Origin of the sequence: Foetidibacter luteolus (assembly GCF_009650435.1) — a bacterium.
In the GTDB taxonomy this organism is placed as follows: Bacteria; Bacteroidota; Bacteroidia; order Chitinophagales; family Chitinophagaceae; genus Foetidibacter; species Foetidibacter luteolus.
In genome coordinates this window covers 185,865-210,781 of sequence record NZ_VVIP01000059.1, presented here as the reverse complement: position 1 = coordinate 210,781, position 24,917 = coordinate 185,865, and the positions used below count along the sequence as shown (strand labels likewise).

General features: G+C 46.2%; 17 protein-coding genes. 8 read left to right on the top strand and 9 right to left on the bottom strand.

The window, feature by feature from the left end; translation table 11 throughout:
* Positions 1–54: 54 nt before the first annotated feature.
* Positions 55–447: a DUF6010 family protein gene (locus F0364_RS19565; RefSeq protein WP_153799491.1), complete on the bottom strand. Its 393-nt coding sequence runs from the start codon at positions 445–447 to the stop codon at positions 55–57.
* A 23-nt stretch (positions 448–470) separates the two neighbouring features.
* On the bottom strand, positions 471–1,154 hold the full coding sequence (locus tag F0364_RS19560; protein WP_153799490.1) for an adenylate/guanylate cyclase domain-containing protein: 684 nt from the start codon (positions 1,152–1,154) through the stop codon (positions 471–473).
* 828 nt (positions 1,155–1,982) lie between these two features.
* Here F0364_RS19560 and F0364_RS19555 point away from each other — a divergent pair.
* Complete coding sequence (locus tag F0364_RS19555) at positions 1,983–4,487, top strand: ligase-associated DNA damage response DEXH box helicase (RefSeq protein WP_153799489.1); 2,505 nt, start codon at positions 1,983–1,985, stop codon at positions 4,485–4,487.
* Here F0364_RS19555 and F0364_RS19550 read toward each other — a convergent pair whose 3' ends face one another.
* Positions 4,488–4,985, bottom strand: coding sequence for a hypothetical protein (locus F0364_RS19550; RefSeq protein WP_153799488.1), 498 nt, complete (start codon positions 4,983–4,985; stop codon positions 4,488–4,490).
* A gap of 439 nt (positions 4,986–5,424) precedes the next feature.
* On the opposite strand from F0364_RS19550, the gene F0364_RS19545 reads away from it, so the two are divergent.
* The 6 genes from F0364_RS19545 (at position 5,425) to F0364_RS19520 (ending at position 16,361) form a co-directional block, all read left to right on the top strand.
* Positions 5,425–6,159 carry an ImuA family protein gene (locus F0364_RS19545; protein WP_207632776.1) on the top strand — a complete coding sequence of 245 codons (735 nt, stop codon included), beginning with the start codon at positions 5,425–5,427 and terminating at the stop codon, positions 6,157–6,159.
* Positions 6,160–6,243: 84 nt separating this feature from the next.
* The gene (locus F0364_RS19540; RefSeq protein ID WP_153799487.1) at positions 6,244–7,746 is read left to right on the top strand and encodes a Y-family DNA polymerase; all 1,503 of its coding nucleotides are present in this window, start codon (positions 6,244–6,246) and stop codon (positions 7,744–7,746) included.
* A 232-nt stretch (positions 7,747–7,978) separates the two neighbouring features.
* Positions 7,979–11,212, top strand: coding sequence for an error-prone DNA polymerase (locus F0364_RS19535; RefSeq protein WP_153799486.1), 3,234 nt, complete (start codon positions 7,979–7,981; stop codon positions 11,210–11,212).
* A 927-nt stretch (positions 11,213–12,139) separates the two neighbouring features.
* Positions 12,140–13,498 (top strand): Gfo/Idh/MocA family protein, encoded by a 1,359-nt coding sequence (locus tag F0364_RS19530; RefSeq protein WP_153799485.1) that lies wholly within the window; start codon positions 12,140–12,142, stop codon positions 13,496–13,498.
* Between the two features lie 292 nt (positions 13,499–13,790).
* Positions 13,791–14,825, top strand: coding sequence for a glutamate 5-kinase (gene proB, locus F0364_RS19525; protein WP_153799484.1), 1,035 nt, complete (start codon positions 13,791–13,793; stop codon positions 14,823–14,825).
* Between the two features lie 294 nt (positions 14,826–15,119).
* A complete protein-coding gene (locus F0364_RS19520; RefSeq protein ID WP_153799483.1) occupies positions 15,120–16,361 on the top strand; it encodes a glutamate-5-semialdehyde dehydrogenase in 1,242 nt (413 codons plus the stop codon).
* A 163-nt stretch (positions 16,362–16,524) separates the two neighbouring features.
* On the opposite strand, the gene F0364_RS19515 is transcribed toward F0364_RS19520, so the two are convergent.
* The 4 genes from F0364_RS19515 to F0364_RS19500 form a co-directional block, all read right to left on the bottom strand.
* Positions 16,525–16,914 (bottom strand): retropepsin-like aspartic protease, encoded by a 390-nt coding sequence (locus F0364_RS19515; RefSeq protein ID WP_153799482.1) that lies wholly within the window; start codon positions 16,912–16,914, stop codon positions 16,525–16,527.
* Complete coding sequence (locus F0364_RS19510) at positions 16,904–17,167, bottom strand: hypothetical protein (RefSeq protein ID WP_153799481.1); 264 nt, start codon at positions 17,165–17,167, stop codon at positions 16,904–16,906. Before F0364_RS19510 ends, F0364_RS19515 begins: the two co-directional genes overlap by 11 nt.
* A gap of 179 nt (positions 17,168–17,346) precedes the next feature.
* A complete protein-coding gene (locus F0364_RS19505) occupies positions 17,347–18,033 on the bottom strand; it encodes a response regulator transcription factor (protein ID WP_153799480.1) in 687 nt (228 codons plus the stop codon).
* Positions 18,030–19,562 (bottom strand): sensor histidine kinase, encoded by a 1,533-nt coding sequence (locus F0364_RS19500; RefSeq protein ID WP_153799479.1) that lies wholly within the window; start codon positions 19,560–19,562, stop codon positions 18,030–18,032. Before F0364_RS19500 ends, F0364_RS19505 begins: the two co-directional genes overlap by 4 nt.
* Before the next feature lie 113 nt (positions 19,563–19,675).
* Here F0364_RS19500 and F0364_RS19495 point away from each other — a divergent pair, with 113 nt between their 5' ends.
* Complete coding sequence (locus tag F0364_RS19495; protein WP_153799478.1) at positions 19,676–20,398, top strand: GLPGLI family protein; 723 nt, start codon at positions 19,676–19,678, stop codon at positions 20,396–20,398.
* A gap of 619 nt (positions 20,399–21,017) precedes the next feature.
* On the opposite strand, the gene F0364_RS19490 is transcribed toward F0364_RS19495, so the two are convergent.
* Both F0364_RS19490 and F0364_RS19485 read right to left on the bottom strand, forming a co-directional pair.
* On the bottom strand, positions 21,018–23,825 hold the full coding sequence (locus F0364_RS19490) for a TonB-dependent receptor (protein WP_153799477.1): 2,808 nt from the start codon (positions 23,823–23,825) through the stop codon (positions 21,018–21,020).
* Between the two features lie 269 nt (positions 23,826–24,094).
* Positions 24,095–24,712, bottom strand: coding sequence for a hypothetical protein (locus F0364_RS19485; protein WP_153799476.1), 618 nt, complete (start codon positions 24,710–24,712; stop codon positions 24,095–24,097).
* Positions 24,713–24,917: the final 205 nt, after the last annotated feature.

Sequence of the window (24,917 nt, the reverse complement as noted above, 5' to 3'; positions counted from 1 at the left end):
ATGATATTTGTTTTTAAAATTTTACATGTTTGCCGGTTAGCTTAAATTGTTCGCTTACTTCGCTTTATTTACCGCTTTTTTAATCGCCAGTATATAAAAACCCATGGTAAAATCAATAGACAGGCAAAACAGGTCGTATTGAGGTGGGATTAAACCTGAATCCTGGAACTTGTGGTATAGCAAGTCCCATATACCGTGAAGGAAATAACCGGATGCTAAAATGTTCTTGCTTTTTTTAATTCCATAGTAGGCAATAAAGACGAACAGTACAGCCTGGGCAGAATTAATAACCAGGGCCCGGGTATTTGACCAGTCGAACCCTACATATAGAAACCCAATGCCACAAAGAACCAGGCCATAAATCAGTGGTTTGTCAAACTGCTTCAGCAAAATAAACACGAAGATGATTAACAGCCCCGATGAAATGCCAATAATAACGGGTATCATAGCTTTGCTTTTTAATGGTTACCTTAATTAAATGCCTGGCTAATTTGGTAATTAGAGTTACCAAGAAAAGCTTGACGGAAGCTGTGGCTTGCATGATACAATTCAGCACACTGGGCTGAACAGAAGTAATGCCCGGCATTATCCGGAGAATAAATTGCTTTTTGGCGGTCAACAATTAACATACGGCAAACCGGATCAATAGAACTGCTGCTTAATCTTTCTACCTGTAACTCAAACACTTCTTTTGCGCCTGAAATATTTTTAAATGTATGATTGCCTTTTGACAGGAAGCCGCAAACAGATTTATCCTCTATCGAACCTATAAAATCATCCGAGCACCAGAAAGTACCAGGCGACGCTTTTGCGGCAATCCTTGATGCCAGGTTAATGGCAGAACCAAAATAGCTGTCAGCCCTTTTTAAAACCTTGCCGAAATGAAGCCCTCCATGCACCTGGAGAAAATTTTCTTCGCAAACAGTATTGGCCTCTAATTTAAGTGCCGTTGCAAGTAACATTTCCGGGCAATCGGAGACGAACATAATTTCATCTCCCCTGCGTTCGTGAATACTGCTGCCGCCTACCAGGCACTTTTCAGCAATCTGCACATACCTGTCTATCAAATCGGCAGCCGTTACCGGCCCATGGGTTTCTGTTAACGCGGTGTAACCTGATAAATCAGCTATGAGGATGGCAATATTTTTTTCCATTTAATTTAACTGTTGTTTTGTAATACAAAGGTATCCCGTGTGTAAAGAGCCTAACAGACATCAAAATGTCAAAAACGGACAACAACTTAGCCATCGCTGGCAAAACAAAATTCCTGGTTGAGGAACTTATGTCGTTTACTTAAGCAACCAATGCCAGGTTGAGTATTGTCATGCTGAGTTTATCGAAGCATTCCGAAACCGTTTTATGTCCCTTGCTTTTGGCGTACCCGTCCTTGACAGGCCCAGGCTGTCATCCTTATACTGCTTGCCTGATAAATTTGTTCAACAATTTTTTGGTGACCAGCAATAGTGCTACTATGAGGTCCCGAAACTTCGGGATTGTGTCACTCACTTCTACGCCTGGTAATTATATTCGGCAATGTTCGGCCAGGCTGTTTTTGCACAGTTTTATGCGGGATGGAGTATAACTAAACGACATTGGTTGAAGAATGAACATTTTGAAGGATATTAATTCTGGTTGATGCGTAAACTGTTACCTGCCTTTCCAGGTTAAACTGGTCATCCTGCTGCGGCGTAACAAAAATAATTGCTGTGTTTGTGCAGCCGCGTTAGGTAAAGCTTCTGGCGCCAAAGGCGGCAGAAGCATAGGCTGTACTGTGGGAAAAGCTGCATAGCGAACCTAACCGCACAAGAGTGCGACGCAACCAAAGCCTCATTCTTATTCCCCATGCCGGGCCCATAATACTTATTCAAATAATTGCGCAGCAATTATTACTCCATGTTTCCGTGGCAGTACTTTGCCCCCCTGCTATCACCAAAAACAGCAGGCTGCTTTTTAAAAATTGTTTACATTCATCGTTTACAGCGATGGAACTTACACAAACAGAAGGGTACAAAATTGTGGCGGCATGGCTTGAGCGTAAAGGGTTTGAGCCTTTCGATTTTCAGCGGCAGGCCTGGCAGCAAATCATCAACGGCGGCAGCGGCCTGGTGAATGCGCCTACCGGTTGCGGTAAAACATTTTCCGTTTTTCTCGGCAGTATTCTCCAATTCATCAATCACCATCCCAAAGACTATAAAGCAAGAGCTAAGAATGGCCTGCAGCTATTGTGGGTTACGCCCCTGCGGGCACTGGCAAAAGACATTGGCCGTGCTATGGAAGAAGTGATTAACGACCTGGGCATGCAATGGAAAGTGGGCATTCGCAACGGCGATACAGACACCGCTGAAAGGCAAAAACAAAAGCGCAATATGCCCGAAGCGCTGATTATTACCCCCGAAAGCCTGCACCTGCTGATTGGCCAGAAGGGCTACCACGATGTGTTTACAACACTTGCCGTTGTGGCTGTTGATGAATGGCACGAACTGCTGGGCAGCAAACGCGGTGTGCAGGTTGAGCTGGCGCTTAGCCGTATTACCGGTATAAATCCGCGGCTTTCTCTGTGGGGCATCAGCGCTACCATCGGCAACCTGCAGCAGGCTGCGGAGGTTTTACTGGCGCCTTTACCCAAGGAAGCCGCAAAGCATATTAAAATCATACGTGCCAACATACACAAGCAAACGTCCATATTTTCTATTATACCGGAGGAAATTGAGAAATTTCCCTGGGCCGGCCACCTGGGCATTAAGCTGGCGAATGAAGTAGTGCCTATTATTGAGCAGAGCAATACCACCCTTATTTTCATTAATACCAGGGGCATGAGCGAAATGTGGTACCAGACATTGCTGACGGTTGCGCCGCAACTGGCAGGCGCCATCGCCCTGCACCATGGCAGCATAGAACAGGAACTGCGCATTTGGGTAGAAGAAGCGCTGCATACCCAAAAATTGAAAGCGGTGGTATGCACGGCCAGTCTTGACCTGGGCGTTGATTTTCGCCCGGTGGATACCGTGATACAGGTGGGCTCGCCCAAAGGTGTGTCGCGTTTTTTACAAAGGGCCGGCCGCAGCGGCCACCGGCCCGGCGATATCAGCAAGATTTTTTTTCTGCCCACTCATTCCCTTGAACTGGTGGAAGCCGCGGCCCTTAAACGGGCCAGCAAAGAGGGGCTTATTGAAGGCCGCGAACCAATGCTGCTTTGCTTTGATGTACTTACGCAATACCTGTGCACGCTGGCCATTGGAGAAGGCTTTACACCTGCCACAATTTTTGAGGAGGTTAAACGCACCCATTGTTTTGCCGACATGAATGACGCGGAATGGCAGGAAGTGCTGCAACATATTACCAACGGCGGCAACGCCCTGCAGTATTATGATGAATACAAAAAGGTGGAAGTGGGCGAAGATGGTATTTACCGCATTAAAAACCGGCGCATAGCCATGCGCCACAGGCTGCACATTGGTACCATTGTAAGCGACGCGATGATGAAGGTTAAGTTTATTACCGGCGGTTATATAGGCGTTATTGAAGAATGGTTCATCAGCCGCCTGGAGCCTGGCGATGCCTTTACTTTTGGCGGCAAAAAGCTGGAACTGGTTTCCATAAAAGACATGACGGCGCTGGTGCGTAAATCTAACGCCAAAAAAGCGGTTATACCAAGCTGGATGGGCGGCCGTATGAGCCTTACCGCTAACCTGGGCAGGGTACTGCGGGAAACATTCAGCGAGGCTGCGCTGATTACCGGCGACAAACTGCCGCCGGGCGCTAAAGTGGAGCGGGAAATGGAAAGCCTGTTACCGTTGTTTCAGCTACAGCAACAGCTATCGCATATTCCCCAGGCAGACGAATTGCTGATTGAACATATTGAAGACAAAGACGGCTATCACCTGATGGTGTACCCCTTTGAAGGGCGGCAGGTGCATGAAGCCATGGGTTCGTTAATGGGGCACCGCATCAGCAACATTACGCCCATTACTTTTTCCATAGCCATGAACGATTATGGCTTTGAACTGCTGAGCGACCAACCCATACCTGTTGACGATACCAATGTTCAAGACCTGTTTACCACCGATAACCTGATAGCGGATATACAGCGCAGCGTTAACAGTGTTGAAATGGCCACCCGCAAATTCCGCGACATTGCAGTTATCGGGGGCCTTATTTTCCAGGGTTATCCCGGTGAGCAAAAAAAAGCGAGGCACCTGCAGTCATCGGCCTCGCTGTTGTTTAAAGTATTTAGTGAACACGACCCCAAAAACATTTTGCTGCGCCAGGCTTACCAGGAAGTTTTTGACCAGCAGATGGAAGAAGTAAGGCTGCGCAACGCTTTGCAGCGCATACAGCAAAGCCGCATTGTTATTACGTTTCCTGAAAGGTACACACCGCTATCCTTCCCCATTATTGTAGATGGACTTAGCCGTTACAACCTTTCATCAGAAAAGCTGGAAGACAGGGTAAGGCGCATGCAGCAGCAAACGGAAAAAAGGAAGTAATTATTTGGTTAAGTATTTGCGTTGCGTGCTGTAGAGGATGATGAAGAGTAAAGCTATACCAATACCTATGTACCCGTTAAAACCTGTAAGATAAGCCATGCCCGAAAACAAAATAATTGTAATAAAAGGCAACAATTCTCCCGCCAGCCACATCCAGTAGCCACCTGCTTTAAGCTTGCGCATTTCCATAGCGCCGTAAATGCAAAGGCCAACAGCAATAAGGTTAAGGATTAAAATAGGCACCCTGTTTTCAAAACTTTTTTTTGCTGCTTCCAACATTTCCGGGGTCATCATGTTTTTAAGAAAGGAGGGCATTTTCTCAAAGTCATCGCTGTTTATTGCTTTTTCCATATCCTTATAACCCTGTTCTGCACGCACAAAGCCGAAGACACTAAATAAAAGCGTTATACCGCTTCCAATAAAAGTAAGAATGGTTAATACATTAATAGAGCCCGGCAGTTTTTTCTCCTGCATCGGGTCAAGATAGTGCTGATCCATGTGTAGAGTTTTTTAATAGCTATGTGATTTTTTTAGACATTTAAAAATAACAATACTGTTGCATTATACGCTGGTTCAACATAAAAGATTTAAAAACATAGCAAAACTCACTGATTTTTCAGGGGGTGTCCCTCGTACCTCGGGCCGGGCAGAACTGCGTTCGCAACTTTCGTCAAAAGCAACGTTTAGTTGCTTTTAACTCGGTTGTGCTCTTACTCCGGCACAAAGCAGCGCTGGCCCTCCACCTTTAGGGGGAGTTGGAGGGGGGCCTCACGGGAGTAGCCGCTGCAATCCCTCACCCGAAGAGTAACCTGTTATTTCTTTGCAAGAGGATTGTTGTGTCCGCCCCGCCTCCTGTTTCACATTAAACTGCCCCAACAATATAAATAACGTTACACGCTTAATTGTTTAGTAATTAATTACTAATTAATTTAGCATTTTGAAATCAATAAACCTCGATATTATCAACCGGGTTAAAAAGGATATTTTAACCCTGCAGGGTTTTAAAACATTACCTGCTGATAATACAGTGCGCATAGGAATACCCACCATTGAAGCAAATTTTCCCAATGCAGTTTTTCCCACCGGCTGCATGCATGAGTTCATCAGTCAAACTATTGAAGATGCAGCGGCTACCAATGCATTTGTTGCTGCGTTATCAGGCAGGTTAATGCAGTTTGGGGGCGCCTGTGCATGGATAAGCGCCACAAGGACACTCTTTCCTTCTGCGTTAAAGAGATTTGGACTGGAACCGCATCAAATCATTTTTATAGACCTGCAAAAAGAAAAAGAAGTGCTGTTTGCCATGGAAGAAGCATTAAAATGCAACAGGCTTACCACCGTAATAGCAGAAGTAAAAGATGTTGATTTTAAAATGTCCAGGAGGTTTCAACTGGCAACAGAGAAAAGCAGGGTTACCGGTTTTATACTTCGCCACCAGCCGCGTACCGCCAATACCATTGCCTGTGTTTCAAGATGGCGCATCAGTTCCATTGCCAGTGAGCCGCAGGCAGGTATGCCGGGTGTAGGCTTCCCCAGGTGGAATGTTGCGTTACAAAAAGTGCGTAATGGCATTCCCGGCAACTGGCAGATAGAATGGGCCGGTAATAGTTTTGCAGATGTTACCAAACAGGATAGTAAAATTATCAGCATGCCTTTGCTGAAAGTAGGCTAAAAGGTTCAATGCAATAAGACACCAGGCCAAAGTAAATGGTAAAGCTTACTCAGATTAAACTTTGAACAATCCAGGAAAAGGAATATGCAAAAAAGATTTGTCGCAATATGGTTCCGTCATTTAAAAACAGACTGGCTAATTAAACGCCAGCCACAACTGGCACAAACAGCATTTGCACTGGCATTGCAGGATCATGGAAGGTTACGCATTACTGAAGTATCGGCTATTGCTAAAGCAAAGGGAATTTACGCAGGTATGGTGGCAGCAGATGCAAAAGTGTTGGTGCCCGGCATTCAAATTGTAGATGACCAGGAAAATCTGTCGGCCGGGTTATTGGAAAAGATGGGGCACTGGAGCATTCGTTTTACGCCGGTTGCAGCTGTTGATTTTCCGGATGGCTTAATACTGGATGTTAGCGGCTGCGCCCATTTATGGGGCGGGGAAGAAACTTACCTGAAAGATATGCTTAACAGGTTCAAAAAATTAGGCTACCATACCAGGGTTGCTATAGCAGATACCATTGGTACAGCATGGGCTATATCAAGATATGGCAGGGTAAAAGCCATTATTGGTACAGGAGAACAAGCTGCGTCCATAACACCTTTACCACCCGCCGCATTACGTTTACCTGCCGAGGTTACAGAACGCTTACACAAGCTTGGCCTATACCAGGTGGGTAGTTTTATGAACATGCAACGCTCTGTATTGCGCCGCAGGTTTGGTAAAGAATTATTGTTAAGGCTAAACCAGGCATTGGGGTTAGAAGAGGAAATCATTACTCCTTTATGCCCTGTTGAACCCTGGCAGGAAAGGTTGCCCTGCATGGAACCCATTACTACAAGAAAAGGCATTGAAGCAGCATTGGAACAACTTTTACAGCAGCTATGCAGCCGCATGCAACGGAACGGTATAGGAATCCGCAAAGCTGTACTTAACTGCTACCGGGTAGATGATGACATACAAACGGTTTCTGTTGAAACCAACCATGCATCACTCAACGGCAGCCACCTTTTTAAACTTTTTGAACTGGAAATAAGTTTGCTAAAACCGGGATGGGGCATTGAATTGTTTGTGCTGGAAGCTGTAAAAACAGAAGATGTAAAACCAGTACAGGAAACTTTTTTTACACTCAACAGCAGCCTTCAAAGCCGCGAACTGGCAGAACTGCTGGATAACCTTGCCGCGAGGTTTGGTAATGCAGCCATCAACCGTTACCTGCCTGCGGAACATCACCTGCCGGAAAAGTCTTTGCAACTGGCCAGTTCCCTGGATGAACAACCTTCCATAGCCTGGCCTTCCGGCAAAGTAAGGCCCATTCATTTACTAAGAGAGCCACAACAAATTGAAGTAACAGCGCCCATACCTGATTACCCACCCATGAATTTCAGGTATAAAGGAAAGTTGCATACAGTGAAGAAAGCAGATGCCTGTGAACGCATTGAAGCCGAATGGTGGATAGCAAGGGGCTTGCACCGTGATTATTATGTTGTGGAAGATGAGGAAGGAAAAAGGTACTGGCTTTTCCGGTTGGGACATTATGATGAGCAGGTAAAGCCCGGATGGTTTATCCATGGGTTTTTTGAATAAGGAATGCTAAATATCTGTGAGTGGTGAATGGTGAATCGTGAGTGGCTTTTTATTCTTCATTCAGCATTCCTTGTTCCTTGTTCGATATTCTCTCTCCGGGTCTGAAAAGCCGCCCAATGAACCGAACGATGAAGTGCTTGCGACGCAACGAAGTCCCCATGAAAAACCATTGCTGGTATCAAAATAATATACCTGCTCACCGCAGCAGCCCACATACAACAAACAGGCAGTTATGAGCTATATTGAATTACAGGTAACCACCAACTTCAGCTTCTTAAGGGGCGCCTCGCACCCTGAAGAACTGGTGGAGCAAGCCGCATTGCTGGGCTACAAAAAAATAGCCATAACAGACAGGAACAGCGTTGCCGGTATTGTACGGGCACATGCCGCTGCCAAAAAAAGGGGAATCAGCATTATAACCGGCTGCCGGTTAGACATAGCCGATGGCACCAGCCTGCTGGCCTACCCTACCCATAAAGAAGCTTACGCCAACCTGTGCAGCCTGCTAACAAAAGGCAACCTGAGAACAGAAAAAGGCAAATGCCTGCTGTATAAAAAAGATGTATATGAGCATGCCAAAGGCATGAAATTTATTGCAGTGGCGCCGGAGCAACTGACAGAAAACTTTGATGTTGATGATGGTTTTAAGCAATCAGTAAAGGAATACCATGAAGCCCTGGGAAGGGATTTGTATATTGGCGCCACCCGCTGTTATGAAAGCAATGATTATAAAAAAATCTTCCGCATACTGCAACTGGCAAACCATTATCAGCTACCTGTTGTGGCCACCAATGATGTGTATTACCATAACCCGCAACGGCGGGAGCTGCAGGATATACTAACCTGCATCCGCGAAAAAAAGACCATTTACAATGCCGGCTTTTTATTACATGCCAATGCAGAACGTTACCTTAAAAAAGCGGATGAAATGCAGCGGCTGTTTAGCCAGCACCCTGATGCCATAATACAAACCGCTGCTTTTGCCGAAGCCTGCCAGTTTAGCCTTGACAGTTTGAAGTACCAATACCCTGAAGAACTTACCACCGGGGGAAGAACGCCGCAACAAGAGCTGGTAATGCTTACCTGGCAGGGCGCACAGCAAATATTTGAAGACGGGCTTGAACTAAAAATAGCCGCTACCATACAGTACGAACTTGACTTTATAGAGCGTATGAATTATGCTTCGTATTTTCTTACGGTGCATGATATTGTGCGTTTTGCCCGCAGCAAAGATATTCTTTGCCAGGGCCGTGGTTCTGCCGCCAACTCCACAGTATGCTTTTGCCTGGGCATTACATCTGTTAACCCATCTAAATTCGATCTGCTGTTTGAGCGTTTTATTTCTTCGGCACGCAATGAGCCACCGGATATTGATGTGGATTTTGAACATGAGCGCCGGGAAGAAGTGATGCAGTACATCTACCAGAAATACGGCAGGGACAGGGCAGCCATTATAGCCACCGTAACACAGCAGCACCAGAAAGGCGCCATAAGAGATGTGGGCAAGGCCATGGGCTTATCGGTAGATACGGTAAACAGGCTATCCAAATCTGTGTGGGAGTTTACCGATGAATGGTTTGATGAGCACCGCATGAACGAACAGGGTATTGACCTTAAAGATTCGCATCTTAAAAAAGTGCTGGAACTAACACAGCAGTATATCGGCTTTCCACGCCAGTTGGGCCAGCATACCGGCGGCTTTGTTATTACACAGGAAAAGCTGCACCACCTCTGCCCTATCCTTAATGCCCGTATGGAAAACCGTACCTGTATTGAATGGAATAAAGATGATATTGATGCCCTTGGCTTTATGAAAGTGGATGTGCTTGCACTGGGCATGTTAACCTGTATACGCAAATGTTTTGATGAAGCCAGGCAACACCATGGGCGGCACTTTACGTTGGCCAATATACCGCAGGATGACCCTGCCGTGTACGACATGATTGGCCATGCGGATACCATTGGTGTTTTCCAGATAGAAAGCCGGGCACAGCAGTCCATGCTGCCCAGGCTTAAACCCAAAAGTTTTTACGACCTGGTAATTGAAGTGGCCATTGTAAGGCCCGGCCCCATACAGGGCGATATGGTACACCCTTATTTGCGCCGGCGTAACGGTGAAGAAAAAGAAGAATATCCTTCACCGGAGCTGGAAGTAATACTCAAAAAAACATTGGGCGTGCCCTTGTTCCAGGAGCAGGCCATGCAAATAGCCATTGTAGCAGCCGGCTTTACACCAACAGAAGCCGACGAACTGAGAAGAAGCATGGCCACCTTTAAACTGAAAGGCATGGTTAAACAGTTTCACGATAAGCTCATCAGCGGTATGCTGCAACGAGGTTACCCGCAGCAATATGCGGAAAGAATATTCAAGCAACTGGAAGGCTTTGGCAGCTATGGATTTCCCGAAAGCCATGCCGCCAGTTTTGCATTGCTGGTGTATGTTTCCTCCTGGCTAAAATGCTATTACCCGGATGTATTTGCCTGCGGACTGCTAAATAGCCAGCCCATGGGGTTTTATGCCTCGGCGCAGATAGTAAGCGATGCCCGCAGGCACCAGGTAGAGGTTAGGCCGGTGGACATCAATTATTCGCAATGGGATAATATACTGGAAGAAAAAGTTACCCATCTTTTTGCCCTTCGCCTCGGCTTCAGGCAGGTAAAAGGACTACGGCAGGATGATATGCAAAAACTCATTACCGGGCGCAAAGAACAATTTACCAGCATTAACCAACTGGTGGATGCCGGTGTTACTATAGCCGCGCTGGAAAAACTGGCGGATGCGGATGCCTTCAGGTCGCTGGGTGTTGACCGGCGGCAGGCTTTGTGGGAGATAACGGCGCTGCACGATCACCCCACCGGAGTGTTTACAGGGCAGCCATCAGAAAGCCACACCGAAACAGGTGTGAACTTGCCGCAAATGAGTTTATCAGAGCATGTGGTGCAGGATTATGGCGCCACCGCCCTTTCCCTTAAAGCCCATCCTGTAAGTTTTATACGCGAAAAACTAAACCTGCTGCATATTGTTCAGGCCAAAGACCTTTCGGCTGGTAATAACGGCGATATTATCAGAGTTGCAGGCCTTGTGCTTGTAAGGCAGCGGCCCGGTACTGCCGGCGGCGTATGTTTCATTACTATAGAAGACGAAACAGGCACGGCCAACCTGGTAGTGTTCAGAAACCTGTTTGAAAACATTTACCGCAAACAAATACTTCATTCCAAATTGTTGATGGTAGAAGGCAAGCTGCAGAAAGAGGGAGAAGTAATCCATGTAATTGTAAGGCATTGTGAGGATTGGTCTAAACTGCTGCGGAGCTTAACCGCCAGCAATAAAGAAAGTATTCCCGTGCTCACCTTATCCCCAAGGGATGAGAATGATGGTTTTCCTTTTAAAGCAGAAAACAAACGCACACAGGTACGGCAGGTGTACCAGGAAGAGCTTTTTCCCGGGGCGAGAAATTTCAAATAGGAGCATCAACATTTCACAAAACACAGCAAAACTGATTGAATTTTTCAAGGGTTGTCCCTCGTACCTCGGACTGGGCAGAACTGCGTTCGCAACTTTCGTCAAAAGCAACGTTTAGTTGCTTTTAACTCAGTTGTGCTCTTACTCCGGCACAAAGCAGCGCTGACCCTCCACCTTCAGGGGGAGTTGGAGGGGGGCCTCACCGGGGTAGCCGCTTCAATCCCTCACCCGGAAGAAAGTTACCGGTTACAAGTTACCAGTCTGTTGAATATTAAAGCCAGTTTGTCTTCATTAAACCGCTTACATTAAACGTTGAACAAAAGAACATTGAACAACCAAAGCCTCGTAGAGGCGGCATGTTAGTAGATAAGAAAAGAACCGGCTTGGAATGAGCGCCGTAGGTGCGATACGTTGATACGGTGTTTTGAATAAATGTTCCGGGTACAGAAAACCCTGCCGTTTGCCCGAAGGGCACAAATGATAATAGCCACGGGTGAAACCCGTGGTTGAATAATTAACCGTACAACAACCCTGTATGGGTGAATACTCAGAAGGTTCAACCCCTGTAGGGTTGATCTGCCCCGATGCGGCAACCCCGGTTTGCAACCGGGGCTATTCTTAGTAAAGCCTTGCAGGCTTTTATAGAAGGCTTTTTTGGCTGGCATGTTTCTTAATGCTTAACTTAATGACATTGCTCTCCGGGAAATAATAAGCTTTCGCGTTTATTCCACTTACCTCCACATTGAACATTAAACAACCGGACATTAAACAACCCAACACCATTTACCGATGAAAACCATTGCAACAGCAAAACAATTAAAACTGTTTTAAAGTGATATCGTATCTTTCTTTTGTAAAGCATATCTGTGAAAACGCTTTGCCTGCTGAAGATTGCTAACATATTTTCCCAAACGTAATTAAGAGTTTCTGATGAACCTGTACGACATTAACCGCCGCCGCCTGCTGAAAGGCGCAGCCGCTTCGCTTGCTCTCGGTGCATTCAACTTTTCCGGCCTCTATGGCGCTGCCCCGGCCAAAACTTACCGTGTTGCGTTAATCGGCACAGGCTGGTACGGCAAGAGTGACCTTTTTCGACTGATACAGGTGGCGCCGGTAGAAGTGGTGGCCCTTTGCGATGTGGACAAAAACCAGCTAAACGCCGCGGGTGAAATGGTAAGCCAGCGCCAGCAAAGCCGCAAAAAACCAAAGCTTTACACAGATTACCAGAAACTGCTGGCAGAAACATCCCCGGAAATTGTATTAATCGGCACGCCCGACCACTGGCATGCCCTGCAAATGATTGACGCGGTAAAAGCCGGCGCCCATGTATATGTTCAAAAACCTATTAGTGTAGATGTGCTGGAAGGCGAAGCTATGGTGGCCGCGGCACGCAAATACAACCGTGTAGTGCAGGTAGGTACGCAACGCAAAAGCACACCTCACTTAATTGAGGCTAAAAATAATATTGTAGATGCCGGCCTGCTGGGCAAAATATCCCATGTGGAAATGTGCTGCTATTACCACATGCGCAACAATGGCAACCCGGCGGTACAGCCCGTGCCTGATTATTTTGATTATGACATGTGGACAGGCCCTGCACCGCTGCGGCCTTACGATGGCATACCCCATGTGCGGTGGTGGCGTACATTTATGGAATACGGCAATGGCATTATGGGCGATATGTGCGTACACATGTTTGATACCGTCCGCTGGATGCTGAAGCTGGGCTGGCCCAAACGCATTACCTCATCCGGCGGCATTTATGTGCAGAAAGAAGGCAAATCCAACATAGCCGATACGCAAACTGCCCTGTTTGAATATGATGGACTTAACTGCGTTTGGGAACACCGCACCTGGGGTGGCCCTGCAGACCCTGAATACCCCTGGAGCTTTACCCTGTATGGCGAAAAAGGCACACTAAAAGGCAGCACCATGCAGTATGATTTTATACCGGTTGAGAAAGGCGAAAAAATTCATAAGGATGTGGTGTATGAAAAAGAAAAGTACCCGGAAGACCTGAAAGAAAAAGACATAGAGCTAAACGCCGCACCGGCCACCCGGCTGCACATGCTTAATTTTCTGCAGGCTATTGAAAATGGCGGCAGGCCCGTTGCAGATATTGAAGAAGGCCATATTTCCACCGCCTGCTGCATAATGGCCAACCTGTCTATGAAAACAGGCCGGCCACTGGTGTACGACCCGCAAACACGCACCGTTAAGAACGATGCTGAAGCCACGGCTTTATTGGCAAGGCCTTACCGCGGGCCATGGGTACACCCGATGCCGTAGGTGGTATCATTGTTACATCTACCATGTGGGCTGCTTAATTGAAATTATACAGTTGATGGGCTGCGGGATAGAAGCGGAAAGCCCGCAACCACCGTAGCCTTAGCGAAGGTGGTGAGGACTTGCAGCGGATAGCCCGGACTGCCGCCTGATTAAAATTCCTGAAGCAGAAAGCCCCAAACTGAAACATATAAAACACCTGGCCCACTACCAAAAATTACCCAAAGGCTGCCCGGTAAAACCCGGTTAGTTTTTTGCTGGCAGTGTTACATGCCGCTGCATTACTTTTGCGGCGATGCAATACCCCGTATTAGTTATTAAGTTAGGCTCGGCGGTACTTACCGCCGCTGATGGCGCCATCAGCAAAACGGTTATTAAAAAAGTGGCGGCCGGCATTGCGGAATTAAGCGCCAGGTACCGCGTAGTGCTGGTATCCAGCGGCGCGGTAGGCAGTGGCAAAGCATATATACGCAACTATAAAGGCACGCTTACAGAACGCAAAGCCGCGGCAGCCATTGGCAACCCGCTGCTGATACAGCTTTATCAAAAATATTTTTCGGCCCACCGCATACCGGTAGCGCAGGCGCTTTGCGAAAGGCACCATTTTTCCAGCCGGCCGCAATTTCTGCAACTGAAAGAAACTTTTGACACTTTTTGGGAAAACGGCATTTTGCCGGTAGTGAATGAAAACGACCTGGTGAGCAATGTGGAGCTGAAGTTTTCTGACAACGATGAACTGGCTACACTGCTGGCCATCAGTTTCGATGCTGACAGCCTGCTGCTCTGCACTTCGGCCGGCGGCTTTATGGATGCGTCGCAGAACATTATACCCCTGGTGCAAAAAATTGACAGCACCATACTTGGCTATGTACGCAGCGATAAAAGCAGCGTGGGGCTGGGCGGCATGACGTCCAAGCTTACCTTTACCCGCCTCGCCAGCTCGCTGGGCATACGTGTTGTTATCTGCGGGCTTAAGGGCGACACCCCTTTTCAGGATGCGATGCAGCAGCGCAACGGCACCACGTTTTTACCACAGCAAAGCAACCTTAAGGCAAGGCAAAAATGGCTGGCCAGCGGCTCCATTACCATCGGCAGTATAGAGGTTGACAAAGGCGCCGCCAAAGCCCTGCTACAGCGCAAAAGCCTTCTTACCGTGGGCATTAAAGCTATATCCGGCAGGTTTGAAACCGGCGAAGTAGTGCAGCTTACCAACGAAGAGCAGCAGATTATAGGTGTGGCCAAAGTAAAGATGAACTACCTGGCAATAATGGAAAACCTGCACCAGAAAAACAGCGTGGCTGCACATGCGGATGACATTGTTGTTTTTTAGTTTGCCACGCAGGTAATTGTCTCTCTCCGGGCAGAGAGGAATTGGGGTGAGGCGATGTATATTGCCACGGAAACACGGAGGAATAATTGCTGCGCAATTATTTGAATAAGCTTTATGGGCCCGGCAGCAGGAACATGAATGAGGCTTCCGTTGCGTCGCACTCTTCTGCTGTTGGATTCTCTGCGCGGCTTTTCCCGCAGGGTAGTTTGGCTGTTACCGCCTTTGGCGTCACAGTTTTTCATCAGCAACACCGACCCTAAGAACCATTTTTTCAAACTGCATTAATTTGCAACCATGCAAACAACAACTGACCTGATTATTACAACACATAAAGCAGCGAAGGATTTACGGGCGGCTACAGATAAAACCATCAAAACAGCCTTGCTGGCCTTAGCCAGTGCGCTGGAAGCAGAAAGCAAAACAATTATTGCCGCCAACAAAAAAGACCTGGCCAAACAAGACCCGGCCAACGAACGCAACGACCGCCTGATGCTGAACGAAGAACGCATTAAAAGCATTGCCAACAGCATTAGAAAGGTAAGCAGGCTGCCCAATCCATCCGGCAAAGTGCTTACCAAATACACACTGCCCAATGGCATTAAGCTGCAAAAGATAGCGGTGCCCCTGGGTGTTGCCGCGGCCGTGTATGAATCGAGGCCCAACGTAACTTTTGATATTGCGGCACTATGCCTGCGCAGCCAGAATGGTTGCGTACTAAAGGGCAGCAGCGAAGCGGAACATACCAACCTGGCTTCCATAAAACTCATTAAGAAGGTGTTGAAACAAAACGGCATTAACCCGGATTGTGTTACGTTGCTGCCATCAGCAAGGGAAACGGTTAATGAGCTTTTCACAGCCACCAAATATATTGACGTATTAATACCCCGCGGCTCCGATGGATTGATACAGTTTGTACGCAAGAACAGCCTGGTACCGGTAATAGAAACCGGCGCCGGTGTTTGCCATGTGTATGTGGAAAAAGAAGCCAACCTAAAAAAGGCAATACGCATTGCCTACAACGCCAAAGTATCCCGTCCATCTGTTTGCAACGCTATGGATACATTGCTGGTGGATGCGGCGGTAGCCAAAGAGGTATTAAGAGAACTTGCCCCCTTATTGGAAAAAGAAAAAGTTGAAATATTCGCGGATAGCAAAGCGCAGGCCATACTAAAAAAATACCCTTACCTGCAGCGTGCCACAGAAGCTGATTACAACCGTGAATTCCTGAGCCTAAAATGTGCCGTTAAAGTGGTGAAGAACATTGATGAAGCGCTGGCACATATCAGTAAGTACTCCACAAAACATTCCGAGGCGATAGTATCAGAAAACAGGCAGCACTGCAAACGCTTTTTACAGGAAGTGGATGCTGCCGCCGTTTATACCAATGCCTCCACCCGGTTTACAGATGGGGAGGAGTTTGGATTGGGCGCAGAAATAGGCATTTCCACACAAAAGCTGCATGCCCGCGGGCCCTTTGCCCTGGAAAAGCTGGTAACAGAAAAATGGCTGCTGGAAGGCAGCGGACAGGTGAGGTAGGAAGTGGTATTTGCAAGTCGTGACCCGTAATTGTTGCTGAATAAAGTTATCAGGAAAGAATATAGGAAGTGAAATTCTTTGACGATAACGAGCCCGCAGGTGCGGCAAAAAATATTCATTGCCCTGCAATCTTGCCAACAGGCTGTTGTCGAGATTGCTTTTCCTAAGATAGCGTTATTGTATTTTCTCTTGTGTCAATGCAAAATTTTGTACCTTCTAAAAAATCAAGTCCAAGAAGCCCATTGTAGTCTGAAAAAATACCGTGAGCTAAAAAGTCGTAAACCTGAATTTGAAATTTTTCTTTTGTTAAACCAAGAGATGCAAAAGTATCGATCTCAAAAATTTCGGTTTCAATAATTCCATTGGCAGTTTCAATTTTCACAGTTCCGGCGCTGTCTTTAAGGTCGTGTCCAAGTAAATACAAAGCATTGCTGTCAATAGTTGTATTTGTAGCACCCGTATCCAAAATCATTTTCAACTCATACTTATTGTCAATCTCAATATTTACAAGCATTAGCCCGCTTTCTGGCTCCCGTTTAAATTTACTGGTCATTCTTAACACGATTAAAAATGCCTGTAATTTTTCTGGCCGGTTTGAAAGTACCTGTATATATCAGTGTTATTTTGTTAAAGTTTGAAGTTTTGTCCCTACCGATATAACAAACTTCTTTTTTGTCCTTGCTGTGAAACAAAGGAATTCCTGAAAGAACGTCAATTTTGCTCTCGTCCATAATTGGATTTCCAAGCAATACCCATTCATCTGGGTATAGTGCCTTGATGTCGGCTATATTTAGTAGTTGTCCCATTTTACTGTGCTTTTTCGATGCAAATTTAAACTTTTTAACTGTCACTCCTGGGTTCGGGAGATTTCCAGGAAAGTTCTGGCAACTGGTTGCAGGATGCAGGCTACTGCTTGCTGGCTTTAACTCGCAGCTCTTAACTCATAGCTCACAGCCCGCAACTCGTAGCTAACAGCTTACCCCTCTTAACACACAAACCTGTAACCCACGCCTTTGATGGTGAGTATTTCAATGGCCGGGTCATCTTTGAGGTAACCGCGGAGTTTGGTAATGTAAACATCCAGGTTGCGGCTGTTAAAGAAGGAGTCGTTGCCCCAGATGGCGTTAAGCATATTTCTCCTGTCAATAATATGGTTGCGGTTTTGCCACAGGTATTTCAGTAGCTCCGCTTCACGAAAAGAAAGCTTTTTTTCTTCGCTCCCGCATTGCAAAACCTGCCGCTTAAGGTTAAGGGTGTAAGCGCCAAGTGCTATACCGTTGTCGGGTACAGGCTGCGGTGCAGCGGATTTTTTGTTGCGCAACGCGTTTTCTATCCGCACAATCAACTCTTCCATACTAAAAGGCTTGCGGATAAAATCGTTACCGCCACTCTGGAAGCCCCGCACCACATCCTGCGTTTGCGTTTTTGCTGTAAGAAAAATAAGCGGTAAGTCGTGGTTAATCCTGCGGATCTCTTCCGCCAGTTCAAAGCCGTTTTTGTTGGGCAGCATTACATCCAGTACGCAGATATCAGGGTTTATCTTCCTGAACACAGGCAATACATTGGCGCCATCAGCCTCCATCACCACTTCATAACCCCTTGTTTCCAGCGATTCTTTCACCACCTTACCCAGGAACACTTCATCTTCCACATAAAGTATTTTTGTGCTCATTGCTTTTTTCTTCTTAGTGAAATGGTTTCTTTAAAGGCCCGGCGCTTGTCGTCAAAATAAATCACATCCGCTTCACGGTAAGGTATATGCGCTGTAAAAACACTGCCGATGCCGGGCTGGCTTTCCAGTTCTATAAAACCCATGTGCCGTTTAAGTATATGGCTAACATAGCTAAGGCCCAGCCCGTAACCTTTGGTGTTGTGCACATTGTCTGATGGCACACGGAAAAACTTCTCAAATACACGGCTCTTGTATTCCGGCGCAATGCCAATACCATTGTCTTTCACTTTTACTTCCACATGCATGCTGTGGCTCTTTAAAAATATGTCAATTTGAGGGTTATCCCTTTTATACTTCAACGCGTTATCCAGCAGGTTATACAATACGCTTGTCATATGCGTACGGTCGGCAAGAATGGTAAAATTATCACCTTCCGTTACCAGCGATACGGTAGCGCCCTGCTTTTCAAACTGCAGTCGCATAACCGCCATCACATCTTCCGTAAGGGTTTTAAGGTCAAAGGTTTCTTTGTTAAGTTCGGTTTCCCTGGTTTCAAACATGGAAAGCCGCAGCACTTTCTCCACCAGCAGCGAAAGCCGTTGCAGCTCAGCAGCGGAAATATCCAGGTATTCCTTTGTTTTGGCAGGGTCATCCAGTGCATTAAAGCTGCGCAACGCCTCCACAGCCACGTTTACAGTAGCAATGGGTGTTTTTAATTCATGGGTAATATTGCTGATGAATTCATTTTTTACAGCGGAAAGGCGCTGTTGTTCGCGGAGGTTACGGTACAAAAAAACAAAGGATACCAATGTTAACAATACCAGTAATACCGATACCACTATAGGCCAGCTAAGCTTACGTATAATGTAGGAAAAAGGATTATCAAATTCTGCCTGGTACGCATAGGAACGGTTTAAACCAACGAATATAAAACTGGTTTTCAGTTCGTCCCGGCGCAGCCGCGGCATAGCTGCCTGTTCCGGCCTGGCAGCTATACACCGGATACCGTAGGAAAGACTAATGCTGTTCCTGGCAAGTTCTGCTTTGTAGGCAGAGTCAATTACTGACAGTGGCAACGAATCTATAAGGCCCCCACCCTTGTTTATAAACGTTACCACCCGTGGCGGGCCCGGCGGCAAAACCGGCATATTGAAGGAATCTGTACCGGGAAAAAATCCCGGCTCTTCCCCCGGCGTTCTGACGTTCATGGAAATAACCAGCTTTTTTTCCATGGTATCCCCTTTCCTGTTTCCTGGCCCCGGGCCGTTTATTCTTCTCTGCCTCAGTTCATTCATTACATCAAATGCAAACAGGTTATCCGGCAGGCCATGCTTTGTGTAGTTGGTATCAGACTTAAGGCGTTGCAACTGCAGTTTGTACAGTACTTCTCTAAACAGCACATCCGTTTCTTTGCGCAGGTTATCTCGTTCTTCTTTATACAGCCTGGTTATCCAGTAACACTGAAACGCCGCTATCAACATAATGGTAGCGGCCATCAGTATTTTAGATAAACCAAGTTTTTTCTTCATCCTGCAAAAATAAGCGGCAGCATTAGCCACCGGCAACGCATTAACCTTAATTAACCTAAGAGCAAGAATGGTTAACAAGCCCCGGGCATAGTTTTGAAACCAAACTTTAAATTATGAAAAATATGATACTGTGCAGCCTGCTGGTTAGCAGCCTTACCGCATTGCATGCGCAGCAGGGCGCCATTACCTACCAACGCAAGGTAGATGTACACCGCAGGATGGAAGATGAGCAAATGAAGGCCATGCTGCCGCAATTCAGGACCACGCAACACATACTGCTTTTCAGCGACAGCATTTCTGTGTATAAGGCCATTAAGGAAGAAGAGGCACCAGACCCATTTGACCAGGATAATGGCGGCGCCAGGGTTGTAATACGCATGGGCCCCGGCGAAGGCAGTGTTATTTACAAAAATTTCTCCAGGCAATTGTTACAGGAGCAAACAGAACTGGCAGACAAAAATTATATTATTGATGACAGCATAAGGCTGCAGCCCTGGAAGCTGGCCGAAGAAACAAAGAACATATTAGGCCACAACTGTAAAAAAGCCACACTTACTACCAGGAACGGAAGCAATGTAACTGCCTGGTACGCGGAAGATATTGCCACACCCGCGGGCCCGGAAAACTTTGGCGGCCTGCCCGGCGCCATTTTACTGCTTGACATGAATGAGGGGGAAGTTGTTTTTTCCGCAGCAGCTATTGAGCAAAAAGTGAACAGCAAAGAACTGGCCCTGCCCAAAGATGGCCAGCATATTACAAGAGCGGATTTTCAAAAAAAGATGGATGAGTTATTCGGCCCTCCAGGCCCGGGTGGCAGGCGTATGATAAGAATGTAATTGTTCAGGCTTTCGAAAAATTCCTGCCGCATGCGGCAGGAATTTTTTGTTGAACGATATTGTTACATAGCAAACAACACAACAATGCGCAGCAGGAACATCCAACCCCTTGCAGTTTTTATCCTGTTAACATTTAATCTTTAGGGGTATTGTAAAAACTTATATAGTCCCGGTCTACCAGGGTCTGAAAAGCCGCCCAATGAACAGAACGATAAAGTGATTGCGACGCAAGGGACGATACCATGAAAGGCCGCGGCTGGTATCATAATAGTGAGTGGTGAGTAGTGAGTAGTGAGTCAATGTCGTTTAGTTAAAGATGTCAGCCTGAGCCTGTCGAAGGCGGATGCGTAAAAAGCAACGGACGTAAAAACGGTTTCTACAAGCTCAACCTAACATTCGTTTGTTAAATAAACGGCATTGAATAGTGAGTGATAAATACAAAAAACGGCCTGGCAGCAGGCGCCAACATAAAACAACAGCAATGACACAAAGGGCCAGGTATATGATTGTTTTAATAACGATTGCAATACTGCTGCTTTACAGCAAGCTTAAGCTTGAGTACTATTACCGGTGCATGGAGAACAATGATGATTGCTGCTGTAATTGCTGTTGGTAACAACTACCCTCCTATCATTCTTATCACAGCCCTGGGGCCGCCCTGCAAGCCAGATTTGTTGAGGCCGTACGTAAAGCTGAGCAGGAAATAACGGTTAAGCACATTGTATTTTTGATCGGTAATATAATTCTGGTTAACACTCCTGGTAATGCCGATGTTTTTGTTTAGTACATCCATAACGGCAAGCTTCACTTCGGCCCGTTTGTTCTTCATAAAACCCCGTGCCAATGATACATTCCACAATGGCACCCTTGCATTGAAACCGCTGGTACGGCCCGTATTGATGGTATAAGTAAACTGGTTATTAACCGTAAACCCGGCGGGCAGAAAATTGGTCATATCCACAGCATAAGACTGCTGAAAATATTTATTGTTAAACAAGGGCTGTAAAGTGTATTGTGTGCTATTGTAAGTAAGCCTTGCCGTAAACTGCAGGCTGATGGTTGTATCTATATCAAAATTGTAATTGATACGGGGGCCTGCGGAAAAGTTTTTGATGGTGTTCCTATTCGCGTTAATGAACGAGATGTTGTTATTGTAAGTGGTGGTTAACTCCAGCTCCAGCCTTGATTTAAGTTTCTTTAACGGAAAGCCATAGTTAATATTGCTGATGATGCTGTACACCCCATCAGCATTTACGGGCCGGGTAACGCGGCTGCCGTTAGGGGCTAATTCGTCTGAATAAACAATAGCGCTTTTGCTTATGGTTCCGCTAAAAAACAACATCAGGTTTTTGCGGGTAGCCATGTTGGCGCCAAAATAATTGATGCTCATGTTATGGTTATACTGCCGCCGGAGCAAGGCATTGCCGATGCTGATGTTAAGCGGGTCGCTTATATCTGCAACGGGCTGCAGTTGCATAACAGAAGGCTGTGTGGTATAGGTTGAATAATCAACACGCAGGTTCTTTGTACGGCTGATTTGGTACTGGTAGTTAAAGCCGGGCAACACATCATTAAAACTTTGGCGTATGTTGTTACCTGTAGTATTGTTGTAACTGTTTAGGATGGCATACTGCACCTGTGCGCCAACTGAAAAAGAGGTTTTGTTTTTATTGCTCCTTAAACGCAGGCCTCCGCCGGTATATGCATACCTGCTGCTGAAACTGTTGCTCAGCAGGCTATCCAGCCTGTCGTACTTGTTACTGCCATTATTAAAATTGAATGTTTGTTTATCGCTCTCTCCCTTGTTAATGTTGTAATAAGCGCTTGCCTCCAGCAAAGCATGTTTGCCAAGCGGTTCTGTATAAACCATGTTGGCGCCAAAGTTTTTCGTAACCGCGTCGCGGTTGTTGCGCTGGTTAATCAGTGAGTCCGCAGGGTTTTGTGCCACATCATAAAAGGTGTTTAGTGAGTGCTGCGCACCTGCCGACTTACTGTTATTATACCCCAGGCTGATATTGGCCGAAACAGTACGCCCCTTTTTAGCAAATCGCCTGCGCAGCAACATATCGCTGGTAAAATTGAAAGCACTGGCATCGGTACTGGTATTGGAGTACCCATTGTTAAGCAGTACGCTTTTTTCGTTAACTGACTGGTACAGGCTGTTGTTTACAGACCGGTTATCCTGGAACGTTACAGAGGGTGTTATTTTAAGCGATGTAAATGTGTCCAGCTTCTGATCGAGCATTAAGTTAATGCGGTGCTGGGTGACTTCTTTAACGCTGTTGCTGCTATCAACCCGGTTAAAAGGGTTTTGCGGAGACAGGTTTTGGGTAAAGGTTTGCTTATTGGTTTGCAGGTTAATATCACTTGCGGTATAGCTCATGTTAAAGTCGCTGCGGCGGTTGTTCCAGGCATTGCTGTAGTTAACACCGCCGGCAAAGGTTTTGGCAATGCCCTGCTGGTTTTGCCCAAGCCCGGTAACAGGCAAACCATTGTTGTTATCATCGCCGCCTGTTCTTATAACAACGCCCCCGCCATTGCGCATACCGCGTGATAATTCCCCGGAAAAATTCAATGCGTCCTGCATGCTAAAGCCTTGCCGGTTGGTATTATTACCCATGCCGATAAAAGACAACTGTTCATCCCCATTAAAGCGGTTAAGGTTAGCCTGCGCATCATACCGCTTTGGTCCCGCCCCTGCCGTAACGCGGCCAAACAAAGCATTGGCCTTATCTTTCTTCAGCTTAAGGTTAATGGTTTTTTGCTGGTTACCATCATCAATGCCGGTAAACTCCGCCTGGTCGCTTTTTTTATCAAACACCTGCACTTTGTCAACAGCATCGGCCGATAAATTTTTTGTCGCCATCCTGGGGTCGCCGGTAAAGAATTCTTTGCCGTTAACCAGCACACGCCTTACGGTTTGCCCGTTTACTTTAATGGTTCCGTCATTGTCAATGGTAACGCCCGGCATTTTCTTCAGCATCTCTTCAACCACGGCATTGGGCTGCGTTTTAAAGTTTTCTGTGTTAAACTCAAGCGTATCATTGTTAATGGTAACGGGCGGCCGTTTATCTGCTACGGTTACGTTTGCCAAGCGGGCTATATTGATTAAATGTACCAGCCCGATATCCTGCGTTGCCATATTACCGGTAACCTTTACCGGGTGCCATACCGGCCCGTACCCCACATAAGAAGCGGAGATAAGATAGCTGCCCTTTTCGATATTGCTGAACCTGAACCAACCGGATGAATCGGCCCGTGAAAAGGTTACCAGTGTTGAATCGCCGGCGTTTACCAGTGAGACCGTTGCATAAGCAAGCCCCTTGTTTACGGAGGTATCAACAATGCGGCCTTTAACAGTGGATGTTTGAGAGAATGCATGACCGAGCAAAAAAACAGAGATAACGCAGAGTACAATTTTGGGCATAAAAGCTGTTTTGCCAAATGTATTGGCCACCCCGTGCAAACATGGTTAACCAGCTTTAGAGAAAGGTTAATGAAGGTTAAAACATCCCATCCCTCGGAAGGGGAATTAAGTCATCTATAGTGGAAAATTTTATGGGCCCGGCAGGAGGAACATGCATGAGGCTTTACTTGCGTCGCACTCTTGTACTGGTGGATTCGCTATGCGGCTTTTATTGAAGCGAAGAGGGAGATAAATATGTCAATACAATATAACCAGGCTTGACTTCTCGGTCATACAATGATACGTCGTCCGCCAATTGCATTTGCCTTCCCAAACTGATTAAAACAATTGTTATCTTCTAAAATTAAAAATTTACTTGCGTCAACAAATGCCTTCACCAAAGTATCAGTTTTTTCATTTAATGTATCAAGATGCAGGTTGCCATATTTACAGATATTGCCGATAATATTTTGCTCCTTATCTGTAAAATGAAAGTAAGGCAATCCTGCGTTACATCGTGTGAGCCACGAAAGATGTTTAACAAAAACCTGCAGCCCTGAGCTTTCAATTTGTAAAGCTCCATTGAATCTTTTCCCGATTTTATTATCAACCAAATATTGCTGCGCTTCTTTTGCAGGCTTGTAATTATTGTCTTGATTAAGCCAAGGCAATTCCGTGTCGCCAAGAAAAATCAATCTGTCATAACCTAATTGCTTTGTCAATTTTAGTAAACCCGTCGCCAGTTGTTTGATATGTCCTTTAAAAGACTTTGAAGTAAGCGTCAGTATATAACTTTTAAAAACCTCCGGATAATAAAATTCTTCTTCGTCCTTGTCATAGTTGTAGCTACGGAGAGGGAAAGACGGATAGTTCTTTAAGCAGTCTTGCCTGTTAATTTTAATTAGCATAGAGTGAAAATGGTATAGTGCCAACGTTATATTGGCGTACTCAAATATATAACCGTTTATAATCAATTTACACTCGTTTATGCTGCTGCCCGGTCAGTATTGGCAAAGCCTAATGGCTGCCGGATTGAAACGAAAACCCCGCTGAGGGCTCCGTGCGGCGGTTCCTGTGGCGGAGTTGCAGTGAAAAGCCGGGACTTACGCCGCA

Bases quoted from the DNA above. Each gene is read 5' to 3' on its own strand.
- F0364_RS19490 (WP_153799477.1), bottom strand. From the start codon at position 23,825: ATGCCCAAAATTGTACTCTGCGTTATCTCTGTTTTTTTGCTCGGTCAT.
- F0364_RS19520 (WP_153799483.1), top strand. From the start codon at position 15,120: ATGCAAACAACAACTGACCTGATTATTACAACACATAAAGCAGCGAAG.
- proB (WP_153799484.1), top strand. From the start codon at position 13,791: ATGCAATACCCCGTATTAGTTATTAAGTTAGGCTCGGCGGTACTTACC.
- F0364_RS19530 (WP_153799485.1), top strand. From the start codon at position 12,140: ATGAACCTGTACGACATTAACCGCCGCCGCCTGCTGAAAGGCGCAGCC.
- F0364_RS19485 (WP_153799476.1), bottom strand. From the start codon at position 24,712: ATGCTAATTAAAATTAACAGGCAAGACTGCTTAAAGAACTATCCGTCT.
- F0364_RS19510 (WP_153799481.1), bottom strand. From the start codon at position 17,167: ATGGGACAACTACTAAATATAGCCGACATCAAGGCACTATACCCAGAT.
- F0364_RS19560 (WP_153799490.1), bottom strand. From the start codon at position 1,154: ATGGAAAAAAATATTGCCATCCTCATAGCTGATTTATCAGGTTACACC.
- F0364_RS19535 (WP_153799486.1), top strand. From the start codon at position 7,979: ATGAGCTATATTGAATTACAGGTAACCACCAACTTCAGCTTCTTAAGG.
- F0364_RS19495 (WP_153799478.1), top strand. From the start codon at position 19,676: ATGAAAAATATGATACTGTGCAGCCTGCTGGTTAGCAGCCTTACCGCA.
- F0364_RS19515 (WP_153799482.1), bottom strand. From the start codon at position 16,914: ATGACCAGTAAATTTAAACGGGAGCCAGAAAGCGGGCTAATGCTTGTA.
- F0364_RS19505 (WP_153799480.1), bottom strand. From the start codon at position 18,033: ATGAGCACAAAAATACTTTATGTGGAAGATGAAGTGTTCCTGGGTAAG.
- F0364_RS19540 (WP_153799487.1), top strand. From the start codon at position 6,244: ATGCAAAAAAGATTTGTCGCAATATGGTTCCGTCATTTAAAAACAGAC.
- F0364_RS19550 (WP_153799488.1), bottom strand. From the start codon at position 4,985: ATGGATCAGCACTATCTTGACCCGATGCAGGAGAAAAAACTGCCGGGC.
- F0364_RS19555 (WP_153799489.1), top strand. From the start codon at position 1,983: ATGGAACTTACACAAACAGAAGGGTACAAAATTGTGGCGGCATGGCTT.
- F0364_RS19500 (WP_153799479.1), bottom strand. From the start codon at position 19,562: ATGAAGAAAAAACTTGGTTTATCTAAAATACTGATGGCCGCTACCATT.
- F0364_RS19565 (WP_153799491.1), bottom strand. From the start codon at position 447: ATGATACCCGTTATTATTGGCATTTCATCGGGGCTGTTAATCATCTTC.